Origin of the sequence: Streptomyces sp. QH1-20 (assembly GCF_041283565.1) — a bacterium.
In the GTDB taxonomy this organism is placed as follows: domain Bacteria; phylum Actinomycetota; class Actinomycetes; order Streptomycetales; family Streptomycetaceae; genus Streptomyces; species Streptomyces syringius.
This window is the reverse complement of sequence record NZ_CP166299.1, coordinates 3887713-3905066: the sequence shown is the minus strand read 5'-3', so window position 1 is coordinate 3905066 and position 17354 is coordinate 3887713. Positions and strand designations below refer to the sequence as shown.

Genomic DNA, 17354 nt, shown 5'->3' with positions numbered 1-17354 from the left:
GCCCCGGGCAACAAAGAAGCCCCGGGCCGGGGGCCTGGGGCTTTCTGAATGGAGCGGGTGACGAGAATCGAACTCGCGCTCTGAGCCGCGGGGCAGCCTTCAATGCTCGTCTTCCCGCTCGACGCAGTGAAGCCGTCCCGCGATGTCATCGGCCCAGATCTGAGCCCACCGGCGCAGTTCGGTGATCCGGTCGTCGTCGAGTCCGTAGGCGGCGAACTCGGTGTCGTCGATCCAGTCCGCGCCGACGAGCCGGGCCTGGAGATCGGAGAGGTCGAAGGCGTCGCGGCCGTGACGGCGGCCGAGCTCTTCGAGTTCTGTGTGGCTCCAGCGGTCGGCCGCCGCTCGGACGTCGATCAGGTCCCGGGCCAGGCCACGGTCGGCCAGTGCGCGAACCTTCGTGCCGACCACGTCCTCCAGCGACAGCACCAGACCGTGTTCGGTCCTCACCGGAGGACGCCACAGTGCCTCCTTGAGGACATCGACCTCGCATTCCTCGCCGGTGGTGTCGGTGACGATCAGTCGTGCGGACAGCGGATCGGTCTCCCATGTCCGGACGCGCCAGCCCCGTTCCTCCAGTCCGGCACGCACTGTCTCGGCGATCTTCTCCATCGGCTCCGGGTTCTCGGTGGCGACATCGAGATCCTGGCTGACTCGGCTGACCAGCCCGTGTGCCTGGACGGCGTAGCCACCCGTGAGCACAAGCGGGTAGACGTCGCCGACCGCGAGAACGTCCGTCAGGAGGCGGCGATGCAGGTCCGTGAGGTTCACGCGACGGCCTGGGCGCCGGGAGTCAGCTCGGTGAAGGCGTTCTCCCAGACGCCGCGGAGGTCCTGGCTGATCAGCGTGCGCAGGACCGGCCACAGGCCGATGAGTACGTCGCGGTTGAGATACCGGATCAGGTCATCGTGCTGTCCCTCGGCGAGGACGATCCGATAGCAGCTCATCCGCAACCGGGGCTGGTCGAGATCGAAGCGGGACAGGCCGGACCACGCGAGATGCAACGGCAGACTGACGGTGCCGTGGGCGGGCCCGTCGAGCTCCGACAGCTCGCCTGGGAGCCGTCGGGCGAACTTGGCGCGGCGGAGCTCGGAGAGGCTGGGCGTGGCTGCCATGCCCTCGATTATTCCGCAGAGGGGCGGGGGCGGCTTGGTGATTCCCGCATACGCAGTGCCGGGCAACAAAGAAGCCCCGGGCCGGGGGCCTGGGGCTTTCTGAATGGAGCGGGTGACGAGAATCGAACTCGCGCTCTGAGCTTGGGAAGCTCATGTTCTACCATTAAACTACACCCGCAAGGGCGCCTGTTTTCAAGGCGTCGCATCGTCGCACACTCTACCCCATCGAGACCCCCCGGTGCATAGACCGTGGGGTCTTCTCGTTGTGGGCGGGGCCCGGGGGGGCTTCGGGGGGCCAGGGTGGGGATGCGGGCGCGGGGGGCGGGAGTTGGGGCGTACCGTGGGGGCGCCGGAAGTCATGGCACGGGCACGGGAGTGCCGCGTGCCAGCCCGCCCCTTAGATCCCCTAATGTGGCTTTTGTCTTTCGTGTTGTGCGGGGGCACGCAGTGAGTGCCGCCATGGGGAAAGGGAGCTCGATGGAGCGCACCGTCGTTCGTTGTGCCGAAGGGCACGTGTTCAGCACCGCTTCGTTCCCGATGCAGAACCTCGGTCCCGGCCGGCTCGGCCCCGCGCGGCTGCTGCGCTGCCCGCGCTGTGCCCGGCTCCGGCATTCCGTACCGGTGGGAGTCCAGAAGGGGTGAGGCGGCGCGCGGGCCCGGTCCGGATCGGACCGGGCCCGCGTTGCCCGGCTTCTCCGCGTATCCTCGACCCGTGCTTCTCTCAGACAAGGACATCCGGACCGAGATCGACGCAGGCCGGGTGCGGATCGACCCATTCGACGAATCGATGGTGCAGCCGTCGAGCATCGACGTGCGTCTGGACCGCTACTTCCGGGTGTTCGAGAACCACCGGTACCCGCACATCGACCCCGCGGTCGAGCAGGCGGACCTCACGCGTGAGGTGGTGCCGGAGGGCGACGAGGCGTTCATCCTGCACCCGGGTGAGTTCGTGCTCGCCTCGACGTACGAGGTCATCACGCTCCCCGACGACGTGGCCTCCCGCCTGGAGGGCAAGTCCAGCCTCGGCCGGCTCGGCCTGCTGACGCACTCCACGGCCGGCTTCATCGACCCCGGTTTCTCCGGGCACGTGACGCTGGAGCTGTCGAACATGGCCACGCTGCCGATCAAGCTGTGGCCGGGGATGAAGATCGGGCAGCTGTGCATGTTCCGGCTGACGTCACCCGTGGAGCACCCGTACGGGTCCGCCAAGCACGGCTCCCGCTACCAGGGCCAGCGCGGGCCGACGCCCTCGCGGTCCTTCCAGAACTTCCATCGCACCCAGGTCTGACGCAGAACAAGGCGAAGAGCAAACAGTGAGTGACATCCGCGAGAACCTGACCTACCCGATCTTCGGGGAGGCCATCCGTGAGCTGGCGCAGACCATCGCGGACGACGGCTACGAGCCGGACATAATCCTCTCCATTGCGCGCGGCGGTGTCTTCGTCGCGGGTGGGCTGGCGTACGCGCTGGACTGCAAGAACATCCACCTGGTGAACGTCGAGTTCTACACCGGTGTGGGTGCCACGCTCGAGATGCCGGTCATGCTCGCCCCGGTGCCCAACGCGATCGACTTCTCCAACAAGAAGGTGCTGATCGCGGACGACGTCGCCGACACCGGCAAGACGCTGAAGCTGGTGCACGACTTCTGCCTCGACCACGTCGCCGAGGTCCGCAGCGCCGTGATCTACGAGAAGGCGCACTCGCTGGTGAAGTGCGAGTACGTGTGGAAGCGCACCGACGAGTGGATCAACTTCCCGTGGAGCGTCGAGCCCCCGGTGGTCCGCCGTGAGGGCCAGGTCCTCGACGCGTAAGCGGCACTCCTTGACGACAAGGGCCCCGGCCCGCGCTCGCAGCGCGGGCCGGGGCCCTTGTCGTTGAGTACGCGGCCGGGCTACAGCGTGCCCAGCTTGATGATCGACAGCAGGGCGATCAGCTGGATCGCCGACGCGCCCAGCGCCTTCGGCCACGGCAGGTCGTGCGACTTGCTCACCATCGAGGTGAACAGCGCGCCGGCCACCAGCCAGGTCGCCCAGCCCACCACCTGGACGAACGGGCTGTCGCCGCCCAGGAACATCGCGAAGAGCAGTCGCGGGGCGTCCGTGATCGACATGAGCAGCATCGACAGACCGATGGTCGGCTGCCACTCGCCGTCGCCGCCGAGCTGGCGGGCGAGGGTGTGGGTGACCGCGCCGAGGATCATGCCGGAGACCACCACGACGACGCCGGTGATCAGGACCCACGGGATGCTGTTGGAGAGTGTGGCGTTCAACACGTCCGCGCGGGCCTTGTCGAAGCCGAAGACCGCGAGCAGGCCGTAGACGAACGTGACGATCAGGGCCGGGGCCCACATGGCATGGTCGCGCATCTGCCAGAAGGTGGCGGACGGGCGCAGGACTATGCCCGTCAGCAGCTCCTTCCAGTGCAGCCGCGGGCCGACGGGCGGGGCGGGCGCCTGCCCGGCGCGGTAGGTCGCGCCGTCGTCGTAGGAGCCGTTGTCGTACGAGCCGTCGCCGTAGCCGTCGTCACCGTACGGGCTGTACGGGGCCTGGCGGCCGTACGCGTCCGCCTCGCCGACGCTGAACTGCTGGGTGTGGCCGGGATGGTCGGCCGTCGGGCCCGGCTGGGGGGCCTGCTGCCCGTAGTACGGGTCCTGGGGGGCCTGCCGGCCGTACGGGTCGTACTGACCGTACGGGCCGCCCTGCTGGCCACCACCGCCCCCGAAGTACTCCGGCTCACCGTGCCCGCCGTGCTGCTGCCACTGCTGCCCGCCGGGTGCGCCCGTACCGCCCCCGGGCATGCCGCCGGGGGCGCCGTACGGGGCCTGCTGCCCGGGGCGCTGTCCTTGCTGCGCGGGGCGGGTGCCGTGCGCGTCCCGTCCGCGTCCCATCCTGAATCCAGCCACGCTTCGAACGTACCCGCTCCGGAGAGCCCGTGGAGCCGGGCCCGGGTGAACGGGGCGGTCTTTGCGGCCGAGCTGTGACATCCCTTAGGGGAAAGCTTAGGGACGGCTGGGACGGCGGGAGGGTTTCGTCGCCCGGTGCGGTACCTGTGGCCTACGTCGTGAGGACTGCGAGGGCTGCGAGCACCGCGGCGGACTGACCGTCAGGAGCTGTACGGCAACGGCCGGTCCCCCGCACACCGCGGGGGACCGGCCGTTCACACAAGGGCCGCACAAGGGCCGCACAAGGACCGGGCGGCTACTTCGCCGGTTCCGGCTCCGGCTCGGAGACGGGCTCGCCGTCGTCGGCCGGCTCCTCCGGGGTCTTCACCGACTCCAGCAGCAGCTGGGCGACGTCGACGACCTGGATCGACTCCTTCGCCTTGCCGTCGTTCTTCTTGCCGTTGACCGAGTCGGTCAGCATGACGAGGCAGAAGGGGCAGGCGGTGGAGACGATGTCCGGGTTGAGGGACAGCGCCTCGTCGACACGCTCGTTGTTGATGCGCTTGCCGATGCGCTCTTCCATCCACATGCGCGCACCACCGGCGCCACAGCAGAAGCCGCGCTCCTTGTGGCGGTGCATCTCCTCGTTGCGCAGGCCCGGCACCTTGGCGATGATCTCGCGCGGCGGTGTGTAGACCTTGTTGTGCCGGCCCAGGTAGCAGGGGTCGTGGTAGGTGATCAGACCCTCGACCGGGGTGACCGGGACCAGCTTGCCCTCGTCGATGAGGTGCTGGAGCAGCTGCGTGTGGTGGATGACCTCGAACTCGCCGCCCAGCTGGGGGTACTCGTTCGCGATCGTGTTGAAGCAGTGCGGGCAGGTCGCGACGATCCGCTTCTTGTTCTTCGGCTTCTTCGTCGACTCGTCGTCGCTGTCCTCGCCGAAGGCCATGTTCAGCATCTCGACGTTCTGCTGGCCGAGCTGCTGGAAGAGGAACTCGTTGCCCAGACGGCGGGCCGAGTCACCGGTGCAGGCCTCGTCGCCGCCCATGATCGCGAACTTCACGCCCGCGATGTGCAGCAGCTCCGCGAAGGCCTTGGTGGTCTTCTTGGCGCGGTCCTCCAGGGCACCGGCGCAGCCGACCCAGTAGAGGTAGTCGACCTCGGTGAGGTCCTCGATGTCCTTGCCGACGACCGGGACCTCGAAGTCGACCTCCTTCGTCCAGGCCAGTCGCTGCTTCTTGGCCAGGCCCCAGGGGTTGCCCTTCTTCTCCAGGTTCTTGAGCATCGTGCCCGCCTCGGACGGGAAGGAGCTCTCGATCATCACCTGGTAGCGGCGCATGTCGACGATGTGGTCGACGTGCTCGATGTCGACCGGGCACTGCTCGACACAGGCGCCGCAGGTGGTGCAGGACCACAGGACGTCCGGGTCGATGACGCCGTTCTCCTCGAGGGTGCCGATCAGCGGGCGCTCGGCCTCCGCCAGCGCGGCGGCCGGAACGTCCTTCAGCTGCTCCTCGGTGGCCTTCTCCTCGCCCTCGGCGGTCTTGCCGCCGCCCGCGAGCAGATAGGGCGCCTTGGCGTGCGAGTGGTCGCGCAGCGCCATGATCAGCAGCTTCGGCGACAGCGGCTTGCCGGTGTTCCAGGCGGGGCACTGCGACTGGCAGCGGCCGCACTCGGTGCAGGTGGAGAAGTCGAGGAGGCCCTTCCAGGAGAAGTGCTCGACCTGGGAGACGCCGAACTGGTCGTCCTCGCCCGGGTCCTCGAAGTCGATCGGCTTGCCGTCGCTGACCATCGGCAGCAGCGCGCCGAGGGCGACGTCGCCGCTCGCCTCGCGCTTGAACCAGATGTTGGGGAAGGCGAGGAAGCGGTGCCAGGCCACGCCCATGTCGATGTTCAGCGAGACCGTGATCATCCAGATGAACGACGTCGCGATCTTGAGCATCGCGAAGAAGTACGTCAGGTTCTGCACGGTGGTCAGGCTCAGGTCCTGGAAGGCCATGACCAGCGGGTACGAGGCGAAGTACCCGGCGTCGTAGCTGTCCACGCCGTGCTGGACGCCTTCCAGGGCGTGCAGCGTCATGATGCAGACGCCGACGATGAGGATGACGGCCTCGACGAAGTACGCCTGGCGGAAGTTGGAGCCGGCGAAGCGGGACTTGCGGCCGGCCTTGCCGGGCTTGCTCAGCTGCCGGATGACGATCAGGGCGAGGATGCCCAGCGTCGTCATCAGGCCGAGGAACTCGACGAAGATCTCCCACGGCAGCCAGTCGCCGATGATCGGGATCAGCCAGTCGGCCTGGAAGAGCTGGCCGATGGCGTTGACGATCGTCAGCAGCAGCGAGAAGAAGCCGACGGCCACGAACCAGTGCGCGACGCCGACGACGCCCCACTTGTTCATACGGGTGTGGCCGAGGAATTCCTTGGCCACGGTGACCGTGCGGGTGACCGGCTCGTCGGTGCGGGTCCCGGCGGGGACCGGTGCGCCGAGCCGGAAGTATCGGACGAACTGCGCGACGGCGCGGCCGAGCAGCGCAACACCGACCGCGATTAGGACCAGCGACACGATGATCGCGGCGAGTTGCATGGGTGGCTCCTCGAACCTGCCAGAGCTTGTGGGAGAGCGAATTACTAAGCAGTAACTTATCCAGTCCCAGCCGAGATTACCCAGGATTCGGCCGCGCATGAACCTGACGTGCCGGTGATCTGTATCGCCCAGGCAACCCTTCCCCGCCCCCTCGCGTCTCCTCCCCGCCCGCGAGTGACGGTAAGCCTGACATAAAAGTTGAGTGGGGCCGACTCAGGTCCGTTGACAGGTTTGCCGTCGTGTTGCACTCTTGAGTCTGTTCCACTCAAGTCAGCTGGAGGAATGACATGGCACGTGCGGTCGGCATCGACCTGGGTACGACGAACTCCGTCGTCAGTGTTCTCGAAGGCGGTGAGCCCACCGTCATCACCAACGCCGAGGGCGCCAGGACCACGCCGTCCGTCGTCGCCTTCGCGAAGAACGGTGAGGTGCTGGTCGGCGAGGTCGCCAAGCGCCAGGCCGTCACCAACGTCGACAGGACCATCCGGTCGGTCAAGCGCCACATGGGCACCGACTGGAAGATCAACATCGACGGCAAGGACTTCAACCCGCAGCAGATGAGCGCCTTCATCCTGCAGAAGCTGAAGCGTGACGCCGAGGCTTACCTGGGTGAGAAGGTCGTCGACGCGGTCATCACCGTCCCGGCCTACTTCAACGACTCCGAGCGTCAGGCGACCAAGGAGGCCGGTGAGATCGCGGGCCTCAACGTCCTGCGTATTGTCAACGAGCCGACCGCCGCCGCCCTGGCCTACGGCCTCGACAAGGACGACCAGACCATTCTGGTCTTCGACCTCGGTGGCGGCACCTTCGACGTCTCGCTGCTCGAGATCGGCGACGGCGTCGTCGAGGTGAAGGCCACCAACGGTGACAACCACCTCGGTGGTGACGACTGGGACCAGCGCGTCGTCGACTACCTGGTCAAGCAGTTCGCCAACGGCCACGGCGTCGACCTGTCCAAGGACAAGATGGCCCTCCAGCGCCTCCGCGAGGCCGCTGAGAAGGCGAAGATCGAGCTGTCCTCGTCCACCGAGACCTCGATCAACCTGCCCTACATCACGGCGTCCGCCGAGGGCCCGCTGCACCTGGACGAGAAGCTCACCCGCGCCCAGTTCCAGCAGCTGACCGCGGACCTGCTCGACCGCTGCAAGACCCCGTTCCACAACGTCATCAAGGACGCCGGCATCGCGCTGTCCGAGATCGACCACGTGGTCCTCGTCGGCGGATCGACCCGTATGCCGGCCGTCGCCGAGCTCGTCAAGGAGCTGACCGGCGGTCAGGACGCCAACAAGGGCGTCAACCCGGACGAGGTCGTCGCCATCGGCGCGGCCCTCCAGGCCGGTGTCCTCAAGGGCGAGGTCAAGGACGTCCTGCTGCTCGACGTCACCCCGCTGTCGCTTGGTATCGAGACCAAGGGCGGCATCATGACGAAGCTCATCGAGCGCAACACCACGATCCCGACCAAGCGCTCCGAGATCTTCACGACGGCCGAGGACAACCAGCCGTCCGTGCAGATCCAGGTCTACCAGGGCGAGCGCGAGATCGCGGCGTACAACAAGAAGCTCGGCATGTTCGAGCTCACCGGCCTGCCGCCGGCCCCGCGTGGCGTCCCGCAGATCGAGGTCACCTTCGACATCGACGCCAACGGCATCATGCACGTGACCGCGAAGGACCTCGGCACGGGCAAGGAGCAGAAGATGACCGTCACCGGCGGCTCCTCGCTCGCCAAGGACGAGGTCGACCGGATGCGCCAGGAGGCCGAGCAGTACGCGGAGGAGGACCACCGCCGCCGCGAGGCCGCCGAGACCCGCAACCAGGCCGAGCAGCTCGTCTACCAGACCGAGAAGTTCCTCAAGGACAACGAGGAGAAGGTCCCGGGCGAGGTCAAGACCGAGGTCGAGACCGCCGTCGGCGAGCTGAAGGAGAAGCTCAAGGGCGAGGACACGGCCGAGATCCGCACCGCGACCGAGAAGGTCGCCGCGGTCAGCCAGAAGCTCGGCCAGGCCATGTACGCCGACGCCCAGGCCGCGGGCGGCGCCGAGGGTGCCGCCGGTGCCGACGCCGGTCAGGCCAAGCCCGAGGACGACGTCGTCGACGCCGAGATCGTGGACGACGAGAAGCCCAAGAAGGACGGTGCCGCGTGACGGAGGAGACCCCGGGCTTCGAGGAGAAGCCCGACGTCCCCTCCGACGCCGCAGCCCCCGACGATGCGGCGCAGGCCGCCGGGTCCGCCGACAAGGCGGGCCCGGAGGCCCCGGCTGGGGACGCACCGACCGAAGGACAGGACGCTCAGGCCGCCCAGGAGGGCGCTGACGTGGCCCTGACCGCGCAGCTGGACCAGGCCCGTTCCGCGCTCGCCGAGCGCACCGCGGACCTCCAGCGGCTCCAGGCCGAGTACCAGAACTACCGTCGCCGGGTGGAGCGGGACCGGGTCACGGTCAAGGAGATCGCCGTCGCGAACCTCCTGTCCGAGCTCCTTCCCACGCTCGACGACATCGGCCGCGCCCGTGATCACGGCGAGCTGGTCGGCGGCTTCAAGTCCGTCGCCGAATCGCTGGAGACGGTCGTCGCCAAGATGGGCCTGCAGCAGTTCGGCAAGGAGGGCGAGCCCTTCGACCCGCTGGTGCACGAGGCCTTGATGCACAGCTACGCGCCGGACGTCACCGAGACCACGTGCGTGCAGATCCTGCAGCCGGGGTATCGGATCGGCGAGCGGACGATCCGCCCCGCGCGGGTCGCCGTGGCCGAGCCGCAGCCCGGTGCCCAGAAGGGCGAGGGCGACGAGGACGCGGCCGAGGAGAGCGGTGGCCCTGACAAGGGCTGACGTGCCTGACGTGACGACGGACAGCGGGGACCGGAAGGAGGGACGCCGGGGATGAGCACGAAGGACTTCGTCGAGAAGGACTACTACAAGGTCCTCGGCGTGCCCAAGGACGCCACCGAGGCCGAGATCAAGAAGGCGTACCGGAAGCTCGCCCGCGAGTACCACCCGGACGCCAACAAGGGCGACGCCAAGGCCGAGGAGCGCTTCAAGGAGATCTCCGAGGCGAACGACGTCCTCGCCGACCCCAAGCGCCGCAAGGAGTACGACGAGGCCCGCGCCCTGTTCGGCAACGGCGGCTACCGCCCGGGTCCGGGCGGCGCGGGCGGCGGCTCCTTCAACTTCGACCTGGGCGACCTCTTCGGGGGCGCCCAGGGCGGAGCGGGCGCCGGCGGCTTCGGCGGCGGCGGTGGCCTCGGTGATGTCTTCGGCGGCCTCTTCAACCGCGGCGGTTCGGGCACCCGGACCCAGCCGCGGCGCGGTCAGGACATCGAGTCCGAGGTGACGCTCAGCTTCACCGAGGCGGTGGACGGGGCCACGGTCCCGCTGCGGATGTCCTCCTCGGCCGCCTGCAAGGCGTGCTCCGGCACGGGCGACAAGAACGGTACGCCGCGGGTCTGCCCGACCTGCGTCGGCACCGGACAGGTCTCGCACGGCACGGGCGGCGGCTTCTCGCTGACCGACCCCTGCCCCGACTGCAAGGGCCGCGGGCTGATCCCCGAGAACCCCTGCGACGTGTGCAAGGGCAGCGGGCGGGCCAAGTCCTCCCGCACCATGCAGGTCCGCATTCCCTCGGGAGTCTCCGACGGGCAGCGGATCCGGCTGCGCGGCAAGGGCGCCCCGGGCGAGCGCGGCGGACCCAATGGCGATCTGTACGTCGTGGTGCACGTCGGCACGCACCCGGTCTTCGGGCGCAAGGACGACAACCTCACCGTCACGGTGCCGGTCTCCTACGTGGAGGCGACACTCGGCGGCGAGGTGAAGGTCCCCACCCTCGGGGGCCCTCCGGTCACCCTCAAGCTGCCGGCCGGCACACCCAACGGCCGGACGATGCGCGCCCGTGGCAAGGGCGCGGTGCGCAAGGACGGCACCCGCGGCGACCTGCTGGTCACCGTCGAGGTCGCCGTGCCCAAGGACCTCGACGACAAGGCGCGGGAGGCCCTGGAGGCCTACCGCGACGCGACGGCCGACGAGGATCCGCGGGCGGAGCTGTTCCAGGCCGCGAAGGGAGCATGAGATGGACGGCCGCCGCCGACGCTTCGAACCAGCACAGCCGTATCAGCTGACCGACGAGTCGCCGGTCTACGTCATCTCCGTCGCGGCTCAGCTCTCGGGCCTCCACCCGCAGACACTGCGCCAGTACGACCGCCTCGGCCTGGTCTCCCCGGACCGCACGGCCGGGCGCGGCCGGCGCTACTCGGCGCGCGACATCGAGCTGCTGCGCCAGGTGCAGCAGCTCAGCCAGGACGAGGGCATCAACCTGGCGGGCATCAAGCGCATCATCGAGCTGGAGAACCAGGTGGCGGCGCTCAAGGCGCGCGCCGCCGAGCTCCAGGCGATGGTCGAGGGCGCGGCCTCGGCCATGCAGCAGCGCGAGGCCGCGGTGCACGCCTCCTACCGCCGTGACCTGGTCCCGTACCAGGACGTGCAGCAGACCAGCGCGCTGGTCGTCTGGCGGCCGCGGCGGCAGGGCTCGGACTGAGACATCACCCCCGGGACGCCGGGCGGACGCGTACGAGGGCCGGCGGAACGATCTGTTCCGTCGGCCCTCGCGCGTATCCGGTGCCGACCGCGGGGGTCAGGCCCGGCCCATGGCCCGGGTGACCGTGATCTCGATGACGACACGGTCGGGGTTCGGGCTCGGCGTGCGGCCGTAGCGCTCGGCGTAGCGGGCGACGGCGTCGGCGACGACCTCGGCCTCGGTCCGCACCACCGCCCGTCCCTCCAGCGTCGCCCAGCGCCCCCGGTCCAGCTGGCAGACCGCGACGTACGCCCCGTCGGGACCGCCCGCCTGGACGTTGGCGACCTTGGTGCTGGTCTTCCGGGTGATGACCCGGGCCACGCCGGCCTCGGGGTCGTACGTGACGCCCACCGGGACGACGTGCGGTGTGCCGTCCGGGCGGTGGGTGGTGAGCGTGCAGAGGTGGTACTCGCGCCAGAAGTCGAGGTACGCGGGGGAGAGGTTCCGGAGGTCGTGGGCCATGCGGGAAGCGTAGTTCGTGGACCTCTGACGTCGTCGGCCGTCTCCAGGACGCAGGCGTCGGCTCGTCATGCCGCCCCCCGTTGTGGTCGGAGGCCAGGGTGGCCCGCCACCGCGTGGGCGTGTGGCGGACCACCGAGGGGGCACTCGGAAGAGCGTGCCGGGGGTCGTCAGTTCGCCGGGGGCCGGCTCGCTGTCGGTCCGCTCGGGGTCGGTCCGGGTGTGGGCGGGCGGGTCGCGCTCGGCGTGGGCCGCGTCGTCGGCCCGGCCGTCGGCCCGGCCGTCGGGACGCTGGTCGGTACCGGGCTGCTCGTCGGCCGGCTCGTCGGTCGGCATGTCGGTCCGGCCGTGGGTACGGCCGTGGGTACGGCCGTGGGTATGGCGGTAGGTAGAGCGGTCGGTACTGCGGTCGGTATCGGCGTCGGGCGGGTTGTGGGCGCCACGGTCGGGCCGGTCGTCGGCACGGGCGTCGGGCCCGGCGTCGGGCGGGTCGTGGGGCCGGTGGTCGGGCCGGCTGTCGGGCCCCACGTCGGCACAGGCGTGGGGCGGGACGTAGGCAGCACTGTCGGGACCGTCGTCGGGACGACCGTCGGGCCCACCGTCGGGTCCGGCCACGACGTCGCCGGTGCCGCCAGGAACGTCGGCCGGGGTGTCGCTCCCGTCGTCGGGGCGGTGGTTTGAGTCGGTCGCGGTGCCGTCGTCGGAACGGACGTCGTCGGAACGGACGTCGGTCCGGGCGTCGGCCGGGCCGTCGGGAGGCAGGGGGCCGGTGCGGTGCCGGGGGACGCCGATGCCGTCGGCAGCGACAGGCCCAGGCCCACCGTCGTGGCGAGTGTCAGTAAGGCCGCGCCGGTGGTCGCGCGGGTGAAGGGGCGGGCCGCCCCCAGGGGTCGGAGCATGGGAAGAGTCCTTGCTGTCCGGCGGTGGCGCAGGGGGTGGGGGGAACGCCTGAGCAAGATCCTGCATCACCGGGGCCGGGCGCGGAAGCCCCGGACCGGGCGGGGCCTTTTCGGGTGGCCGCCTGGCACAATCAAGGTTGAGTGGAATAGGCTCAACTTATTGCACGTTTCCTCAGGCAGGATCGACAGCATCGCACCAAGGAGGAGCCCGAGTCGTGGATGCCGAGCTGACCAACAGGAGCCAGGAGGCGCTCAGCCGCGCCCATGAGCGCGCCGTGACCGCCGGCCACGCGGACATGACGCCCGCGCACCTGCTGCTCGCGCTGCTCGCGGGCGAGGACAACGAGAACATCATGGACCTGCTCGTCGCCGTCGAGGCCGACGCTGCGGCGCTGCGGTCCGGGGCGGAGCGGCAGCTCGGCGCCCTGCCGAGCGTGCAGGGGGCCACCGTGTCGCCGCCGCAGCCCGACCGGGAGCTGTTGTCCGTGATCGCGGACGCCTCGCAGCGCGCCCGCGAGCTGGGCGACGCGTACATCTCCACCGAACACCTGCTCATCGGGCTCGCCGCCAAGGGCGGCCGGACCGGTGGGCTGCTGGAAGAGCAGGGCGCCACGGCCAAGAGGCTGCTGGACGCGTTCGAGACCGCGAGGGGCGGACAGCGAGTGACGACTCCGGACCCGGAGGGCACGTACAAGGCACTGGAGAAGTTCGGTACGGACTTCACGGCGGCCGCGCGCGAGGGCAAGCTCGACCCGGTGATCGGCCGGGACCAGGAGATCCGCCGCGTGGTCCAGGTGCTCTCGCGCCGGACGAAGAACAACCCGGTGCTCATCGGCGAGCCCGGCGTCGGCAAGACCGCCGTCGTGGAGGGCCTCGCGCAGCGGATAGTGAAGGGCGACGTGCCCGAGTCGCTGAAGAACAAGCGACTCGTCTCGCTCGACCTCGGTGCGATGGTCGCGGGCGCGAAGTACCGCGGCGAGTTCGAGGAGCGGCTGAAGACCGTCCTCGCCGAGATCAAGTCCAGCGACGGCCAGATCATCACCTTCATCGACGAGCTGCACACCGTCGTCGGCGCGGGCGCGGGCGGCGACTCCGCCATGGACGCGGGCAACATGCTCAAGCCCATGCTGGCCCGCGGCGAGCTGCGGATGGTCGGTGCGACGACGCTCGACGAGTACCGCGAGCGCATCGAGAAGGACGCGGCGCTGGAGCGCCGCTTCCAGCAGGTGCTGGTCGCCGAGCCGTCCGTCGAGGACTCCATCGCGATCCTGCGCGGACTCAAGGGCCGGTACGAGGCGCACCACAAGGTGCAGATCGCGGACTCCGCCCTGGTCGCCGCGGCCACCCTCTCCGACCGCTACATCACCTCCCGCTTCCTGCCCGACAAGGCCATCGACCTGGTCGACGAGGCCGCGTCCCGGCTGCGCATGGAGATCGACTCCTCGCCCCTGGAGATCGACGAGCTGCAGCGCGCGGTCGACCGGCTGAAGATGGAGGAGCTGGCGATCGACAACGAGACCGACCCCGGCTCCCTGCAGCGGCTGGAGAAGTTGCGCCGCGACCTCGCCGACAAGGAGGAGGAGTTGCGCGGCCTCACCGCGCGCTGGGAGAAGGAGAAGCAGTCCCTCAACCGCGTCGGTGAGCTGAAGGAGCGCCTGGACGATCTGCGCGGCCAGGCCGAGCGCGCCCAGCGCGACGGCGACTTCGACGCCGCCTCCAAGCTGCTGTACGGCGAGATCCCCGCCGTCGAGCGCGAGCTGGAGGAGGCCGCCGAGGCCGAAGCGGAGGCGGAACAGGAAGCGGCCGCCAAGGACCTCATGGTGAAGGAGGAGGTCGGCCCGGACGACATCGCCGACGTCGTCGCCTCCTGGACGGGCATTCCGGCGGGCCGGCTGCTGGAGGGCGAGACACAGAAGCTGCTGCGCATGGAGGAGGAGCTCGGCCGTCGGCTGATCGGCCAGAGCGAGGCCGTCCGGGCCGTCTCCGACGCCGTGCGCCGTGCGCGGGCCGGTATCGCCGACCCCGACCGGCCGACCGGCTCGTTCCTCTTCCTCGGTCCGACCGGCGTCGGCAAGACCGAGCTGGCCAAGGCCCTCGCGGACTTCCTCTTCGACGACGAGCGGGCCATGACCCGCATCGACATGAGCGAGTACGGCGAGAAGCACTCCGTCGCCCGGCTGGTCGGCGCGCCGCCCGGCTACGTGGGCTACGAGGAAGGCGGCCAGCTCACCGAGGCGGTGCGCCGGCGCCCCTACACGGTCGTGCTCCTGGACGAGGTGGAGAAGGCCCACCACGAGGTCTTCGACGTCCTGCTCCAGGTCCTCGACGACGGACGGCTCACCGACGGGCAGGGCCGGACGGTCGACTTCCGGAACACCATCCTGATCCTGACCTCCAACCTCGGTTCCTCCTATCTGGTGGATCCGCTGCTCAAGGACGACCAGAAGAAGACGAAGGTCCTGGAGACGGTCCGGTCCTCCTTCCGGCCGGAGTTCCTCAACCGCCTCGACGACCTGGTGGTCTTCCACACCCTGGGGACGGACGAGCTGGAGCGGATCGCCCGCCTCCAGATCGGTCTTCTCCAGCGTCGTCTCACCGACCGGCGACTTACCCTGGACGTGACCGACGCCGCGCTGCGCTGGCTCGCCGCCCTCGGGCACGACCCGGCCGCGCCGGACGCCGCCGCGCCCGATCCGAGCTACGGCGCCCGCCCGCTGCGGCGCCTGATCCAGACCGCCATCGGTGACCGGCTCGCCCGGGCGATCCTCGCCGGGGACGTCCGCGACGGCGACACCGTCCGGGTCGACCTCGCTCCGGACGGCTCCTCGCTGACCGTCACCTCGGCCGCCACGACAGGATCGGGGGGCTGACGGGGTTGCGGTGACGGGGCGGGTGTGGGGGAGGATGGCAAGAACCGTACGAAGGGAAATTCACGGTGAGCATCGACCCGTCCTCGATTCCGAATTTCGGGGGCCAGCCCGAACCGCAGGAGGCGGGCCCGACTGGCCCCGTCATCCCCGACCAGGACCTGGTCAAGCAGCTCCTCGAGCAGATGGAGCTGAAGTACGTCGTCGACGACGAGGGCGACCTCGCCGCGCCGTGGGAGCAGTTCCGCACGTACTTCATGTTCCGTGGCGAGGAGGAGCAGCAGGTCTTCTCGGTCCGGACCTTCTACGACCGGCCGCACGGCATCGAGGAGAAGGCCCAGCTCCTCGAGGTCATCGACGACTGGAACCGCCGCACCCTGTGGCCGAAGGTGTACACGCACACCAACGACGACGGCGGCGTCCGCCTCATCGGCGAGGCGCAGATGCTGATCGGCGTCGGTGTGTCGCTGGAGCACTTCGTCTCCAGCACGGTCAGCTGGGTGCGGGCCTCGATCGAGTTCGACAAGTGGCTCATCGAGGCGCTCGGCCTGGAGGCCGACGTCGAGTCCGGTGACGAGAAGCCGGGCGACGACGAGGCCTGAGCCGGCCGGTGACCCCGACGCGCGCCGCGCGTCACATGGGAATGCGGGCGACCGTCAGCAGATAGGTCCCGTAGAAGAACGAGAGCCCGGCCAGCGCGCCGATCGTCACGACGACGGTGCGCGGCCGGGCTCTGGCCATCGCCACCGCCGCCGGGAGCAGCAGCGGGAACGCGGGCAGCAGGAAGCGCGGCTTGGAGGCGAAGTAGCTGGAGCCGCCGACCGCGATGACGACGAGCACCAGCGCGTAGACGAGCACCGCCGTCGGCGGCCGGTCCAGGGCCAGCAGGACCAGCGCGATCAGGGCCACCGCGAGGACCGCCACGGTCACGTAGTACGCCATGTAGTCCCGGGCGACGAACAGGTGCCGGATGAACCGCCACGCGTCCGCCCCGAAGTCGAAGCGCGACCCCCACAGCCGCTGCACCTCGAAGTAGCCGAACGGCCCGCCCCCGAAGCGCCACCCCGCCCAGCTGACATAGCCGCACCAGCCCAGCGGGGCGAGCGCCGCGCCCGCCCACACCCGCCAGTCCGCACGGGCCCGCGGGTCCCGGCACACCGCGAGCACCGCCGTCAGGGCGACGGCGGCGGCCACCGCGATGGCGTTGGGCCGCGACAGCCCGGCCAGCAGGGCGAGCGCCCCGGCCCACAGCGGCCGGCCGGTGATCGCCGCGAACAGCGCCCACGCGGCGAACGCGGTCATCAGCGTCTCGGTGTACGCCATCGACTGCACGATCGCGTGCGGCAGCAGCCCCCACAGCAGGACGAGCAGCGTGCCGACCCGCTGCCCGTGCAGCCGCTCCCCGACCGCGTAGATGCCCCAGGCCGCGACCCCGGCCGCGGCCCAGGCGACGATCAGCCCGGCACTGACGACCCCGACCGGCAGCAGGGCCGCCACCAGCCGGACGAGACCGGGGAAGAGCGGGAAGAACGCCAGGTCGTTGAAGACCACCCCGGGGCTGTGGGAGGAGGGGACGGACAGGCCGTAGCCGTTGCGGGCGATGGCGGCGTACCAGATGCCGTCCCAGGAGTGGCCGAGCAGCCCGCGCGGATGCCGCCCGGTCCACCACGCCCAGCCGGCCATCACCGACATCCCGGTCAGCCGGGCGGCGGCGTAGAGGGCGAGCGCGGGTGCGGCCCGGCGCAGCGCGGCCCGCACCCGTTCGAGCAGGCGGGTACGGCCGTCGCGGGCGGCGGGGCGCGGCTGCTGGCCTCGTACGGGCACGGCGGTGTCGGCGGACACGGGGGCACCTCCGGTGCGGGCGCGGCGGGGGTGAGCATGCCGGACGACAGGCGTCCCGGCATACCGACCATGCGTCCCGCGTCTCGCGCGGGCGAGACGGAACGCCCGTACGCGGTGTGCCTTCCACCCGCTCGGCGGCACGGCTGCGTGT

At 70.1% G+C, this 17354-nt stretch carries 14 protein-coding genes and 1 tRNA gene; 8 read left to right on the top strand and 7 right to left on the bottom strand.

Going from position 1 to position 17354, the window contains the following annotated elements; all coding sequences use genetic code 11:
- Window positions 1-99: 99 nt before the first annotated feature.
- The 3 genes from AB8O64_RS17465 to AB8O64_RS17455 all read right to left on the bottom strand — a co-directional run bounded on the left by AB8O64_RS17465 (window position 100) and on the right by AB8O64_RS17455 (window position 1290).
- The gene (locus tag AB8O64_RS17465) at window positions 100-768 is read right to left on the bottom strand and encodes a nucleotidyl transferase AbiEii/AbiGii toxin family protein (RefSeq protein WP_370419929.1); all 669 of its coding nucleotides are present in this window, start codon (window positions 766-768) and stop codon (window positions 100-102) included.
- Entirely contained in the window at window positions 765-1112 is a 348-nt protein-coding gene (locus AB8O64_RS17460; protein WP_370419928.1) for a transcriptional regulator, read from the bottom strand. The genes AB8O64_RS17465 and AB8O64_RS17460 overlap by 4 nt, the downstream gene beginning before the upstream one ends.
- Window positions 1113-1216: 104 nt before the next feature.
- Window positions 1217-1290, bottom strand: a tRNA-Gly gene (locus AB8O64_RS17455).
- A 534-nt stretch (window positions 1291-1824) separates the two neighbouring features.
- On the opposite strand from AB8O64_RS17455, the gene dcd reads away from it, so the two are divergent.
- Window positions 1825-2400, top strand: coding sequence for a dCTP deaminase (gene dcd / locus AB8O64_RS17450; protein WP_030366976.1), 576 nt, complete (start codon window positions 1825-1827; stop codon window positions 2398-2400).
- Window positions 2401-2425: 25 nt separating this feature from the next.
- A complete protein-coding gene (locus AB8O64_RS17445) occupies window positions 2426-2923 on the top strand; it encodes a phosphoribosyltransferase (protein ID WP_130878710.1) in 498 nt (165 codons plus the stop codon).
- An 80-nt stretch (window positions 2924-3003) separates the two neighbouring features.
- On the opposite strand, the gene AB8O64_RS17440 is transcribed toward AB8O64_RS17445, so the two are convergent.
- Together AB8O64_RS17440 and AB8O64_RS17435 are read right to left on the bottom strand one after the other, a co-directional pair.
- A complete protein-coding gene (locus AB8O64_RS17440) occupies window positions 3004-4095 on the bottom strand; it encodes a Yip1 family protein (protein ID WP_361927419.1) in 1092 nt (363 codons plus the stop codon).
- 214 nt (window positions 4096-4309) lie between these two features.
- Window positions 4310-6577, bottom strand: coding sequence for a (Fe-S)-binding protein (locus AB8O64_RS17435; protein ID WP_370419927.1), 2268 nt, complete (start codon window positions 6575-6577; stop codon window positions 4310-4312).
- Between the two features lie 287 nt (window positions 6578-6864).
- On the opposite strand from AB8O64_RS17435, the gene dnaK reads away from it, so the two are divergent.
- Genes dnaK through AB8O64_RS17415 form a run of 4 tightly spaced genes read left to right on the top strand, consistent with a single transcriptional unit; the run spans window position 6865 to window position 11097 of the window.
- The gene (gene dnaK, locus AB8O64_RS17430) at window positions 6865-8718 is read left to right on the top strand and encodes a molecular chaperone DnaK (RefSeq protein ID WP_356456030.1); all 1854 of its coding nucleotides are present in this window, start codon (window positions 6865-6867) and stop codon (window positions 8716-8718) included.
- A complete protein-coding gene (gene grpE / locus AB8O64_RS17425; RefSeq protein ID WP_370419926.1) occupies window positions 8715-9398 on the top strand; it encodes a nucleotide exchange factor GrpE in 684 nt (227 codons plus the stop codon). Before dnaK ends, grpE begins: the two co-directional genes overlap by 4 nt.
- 51 nt (window positions 9399-9449) lie before the next feature.
- Window positions 9450-10631: a molecular chaperone DnaJ gene (gene dnaJ / locus AB8O64_RS17420; RefSeq protein WP_370419925.1), complete on the top strand. Its 1182-nt coding sequence runs from the start codon at window positions 9450-9452 to the stop codon at window positions 10629-10631.
- Window position 10632: 1 nt separating this feature from the next.
- Window positions 10633-11097, top strand: coding sequence for a heat shock protein transcriptional repressor HspR (locus tag AB8O64_RS17415; RefSeq protein WP_356456034.1), 465 nt, complete (start codon window positions 10633-10635; stop codon window positions 11095-11097).
- Window positions 11098-11193: 96 nt separating this feature from the next.
- Here AB8O64_RS17415 and AB8O64_RS17410 read toward each other — a convergent pair whose 3' ends face one another.
- Window positions 11194-11598, bottom strand: coding sequence for a TIGR03618 family F420-dependent PPOX class oxidoreductase (locus tag AB8O64_RS17410; protein WP_356456036.1), 405 nt, complete (start codon window positions 11596-11598; stop codon window positions 11194-11196).
- Window positions 11599-12709: 1111 nt separating this feature from the next.
- Between AB8O64_RS17410 and clpB the strand changes: the two genes are divergently transcribed.
- Window positions 12710-15364 carry an ATP-dependent chaperone ClpB gene (clpB, locus tag AB8O64_RS17405; protein ID WP_365209888.1) on the top strand — a complete coding sequence of 885 codons (2655 nt, stop codon included), beginning with the start codon at window positions 12710-12712 and terminating at the stop codon, window positions 15362-15364.
- A gap of 65 nt (window positions 15365-15429) precedes the next feature.
- Window positions 15430-15963 (top strand): YbjN domain-containing protein, encoded by a 534-nt coding sequence (locus tag AB8O64_RS17400; protein WP_130878721.1) that lies wholly within the window; start codon window positions 15430-15432, stop codon window positions 15961-15963.
- Between the two features lie 31 nt (window positions 15964-15994).
- On the opposite strand, the gene AB8O64_RS17395 is transcribed toward AB8O64_RS17400, so the two are convergent.
- A complete protein-coding gene (locus AB8O64_RS17395) occupies window positions 15995-17203 on the bottom strand; it encodes a hypothetical protein (protein ID WP_370419924.1) in 1209 nt (402 codons plus the stop codon).
- Window positions 17204-17354 lie beyond the last annotated feature (151 nt).

What these genes read in the sequence shown, in the direction of transcription:
- AB8O64_RS17460 (WP_370419928.1), bottom strand. Translation starts at nt 1,112, where the DNA reads ATGGCAGCCACGCCCAGCCTCTCCGAGCTCCGCCGCGCCAAGTTCGCC.
- AB8O64_RS17440 (WP_361927419.1), bottom strand. Translation starts at nt 4,095, where the DNA reads ATGTCACAGCTCGGCCGCAAAGACCGCCCCGTTCACCCGGGCCCGGCT.
- AB8O64_RS17435 (WP_370419927.1), bottom strand. Translation starts at nt 6,577, where the DNA reads ATGCAACTCGCCGCGATCATCGTGTCGCTGGTCCTAATCGCGGTCGGT.
- dnaK (WP_356456030.1), top strand. Translation starts at nt 6,865, where the DNA reads ATGGCACGTGCGGTCGGCATCGACCTGGGTACGACGAACTCCGTCGTC.
- dnaJ (WP_370419925.1), top strand. Translation starts at nt 9,450, where the DNA reads ATGAGCACGAAGGACTTCGTCGAGAAGGACTACTACAAGGTCCTCGGC.
- AB8O64_RS17415 (WP_356456034.1), top strand. Translation starts at nt 10,633, where the DNA reads ATGGACGGCCGCCGCCGACGCTTCGAACCAGCACAGCCGTATCAGCTG.
- AB8O64_RS17410 (WP_356456036.1), bottom strand. Translation starts at nt 11,598, where the DNA reads ATGGCCCACGACCTCCGGAACCTCTCCCCCGCGTACCTCGACTTCTGG.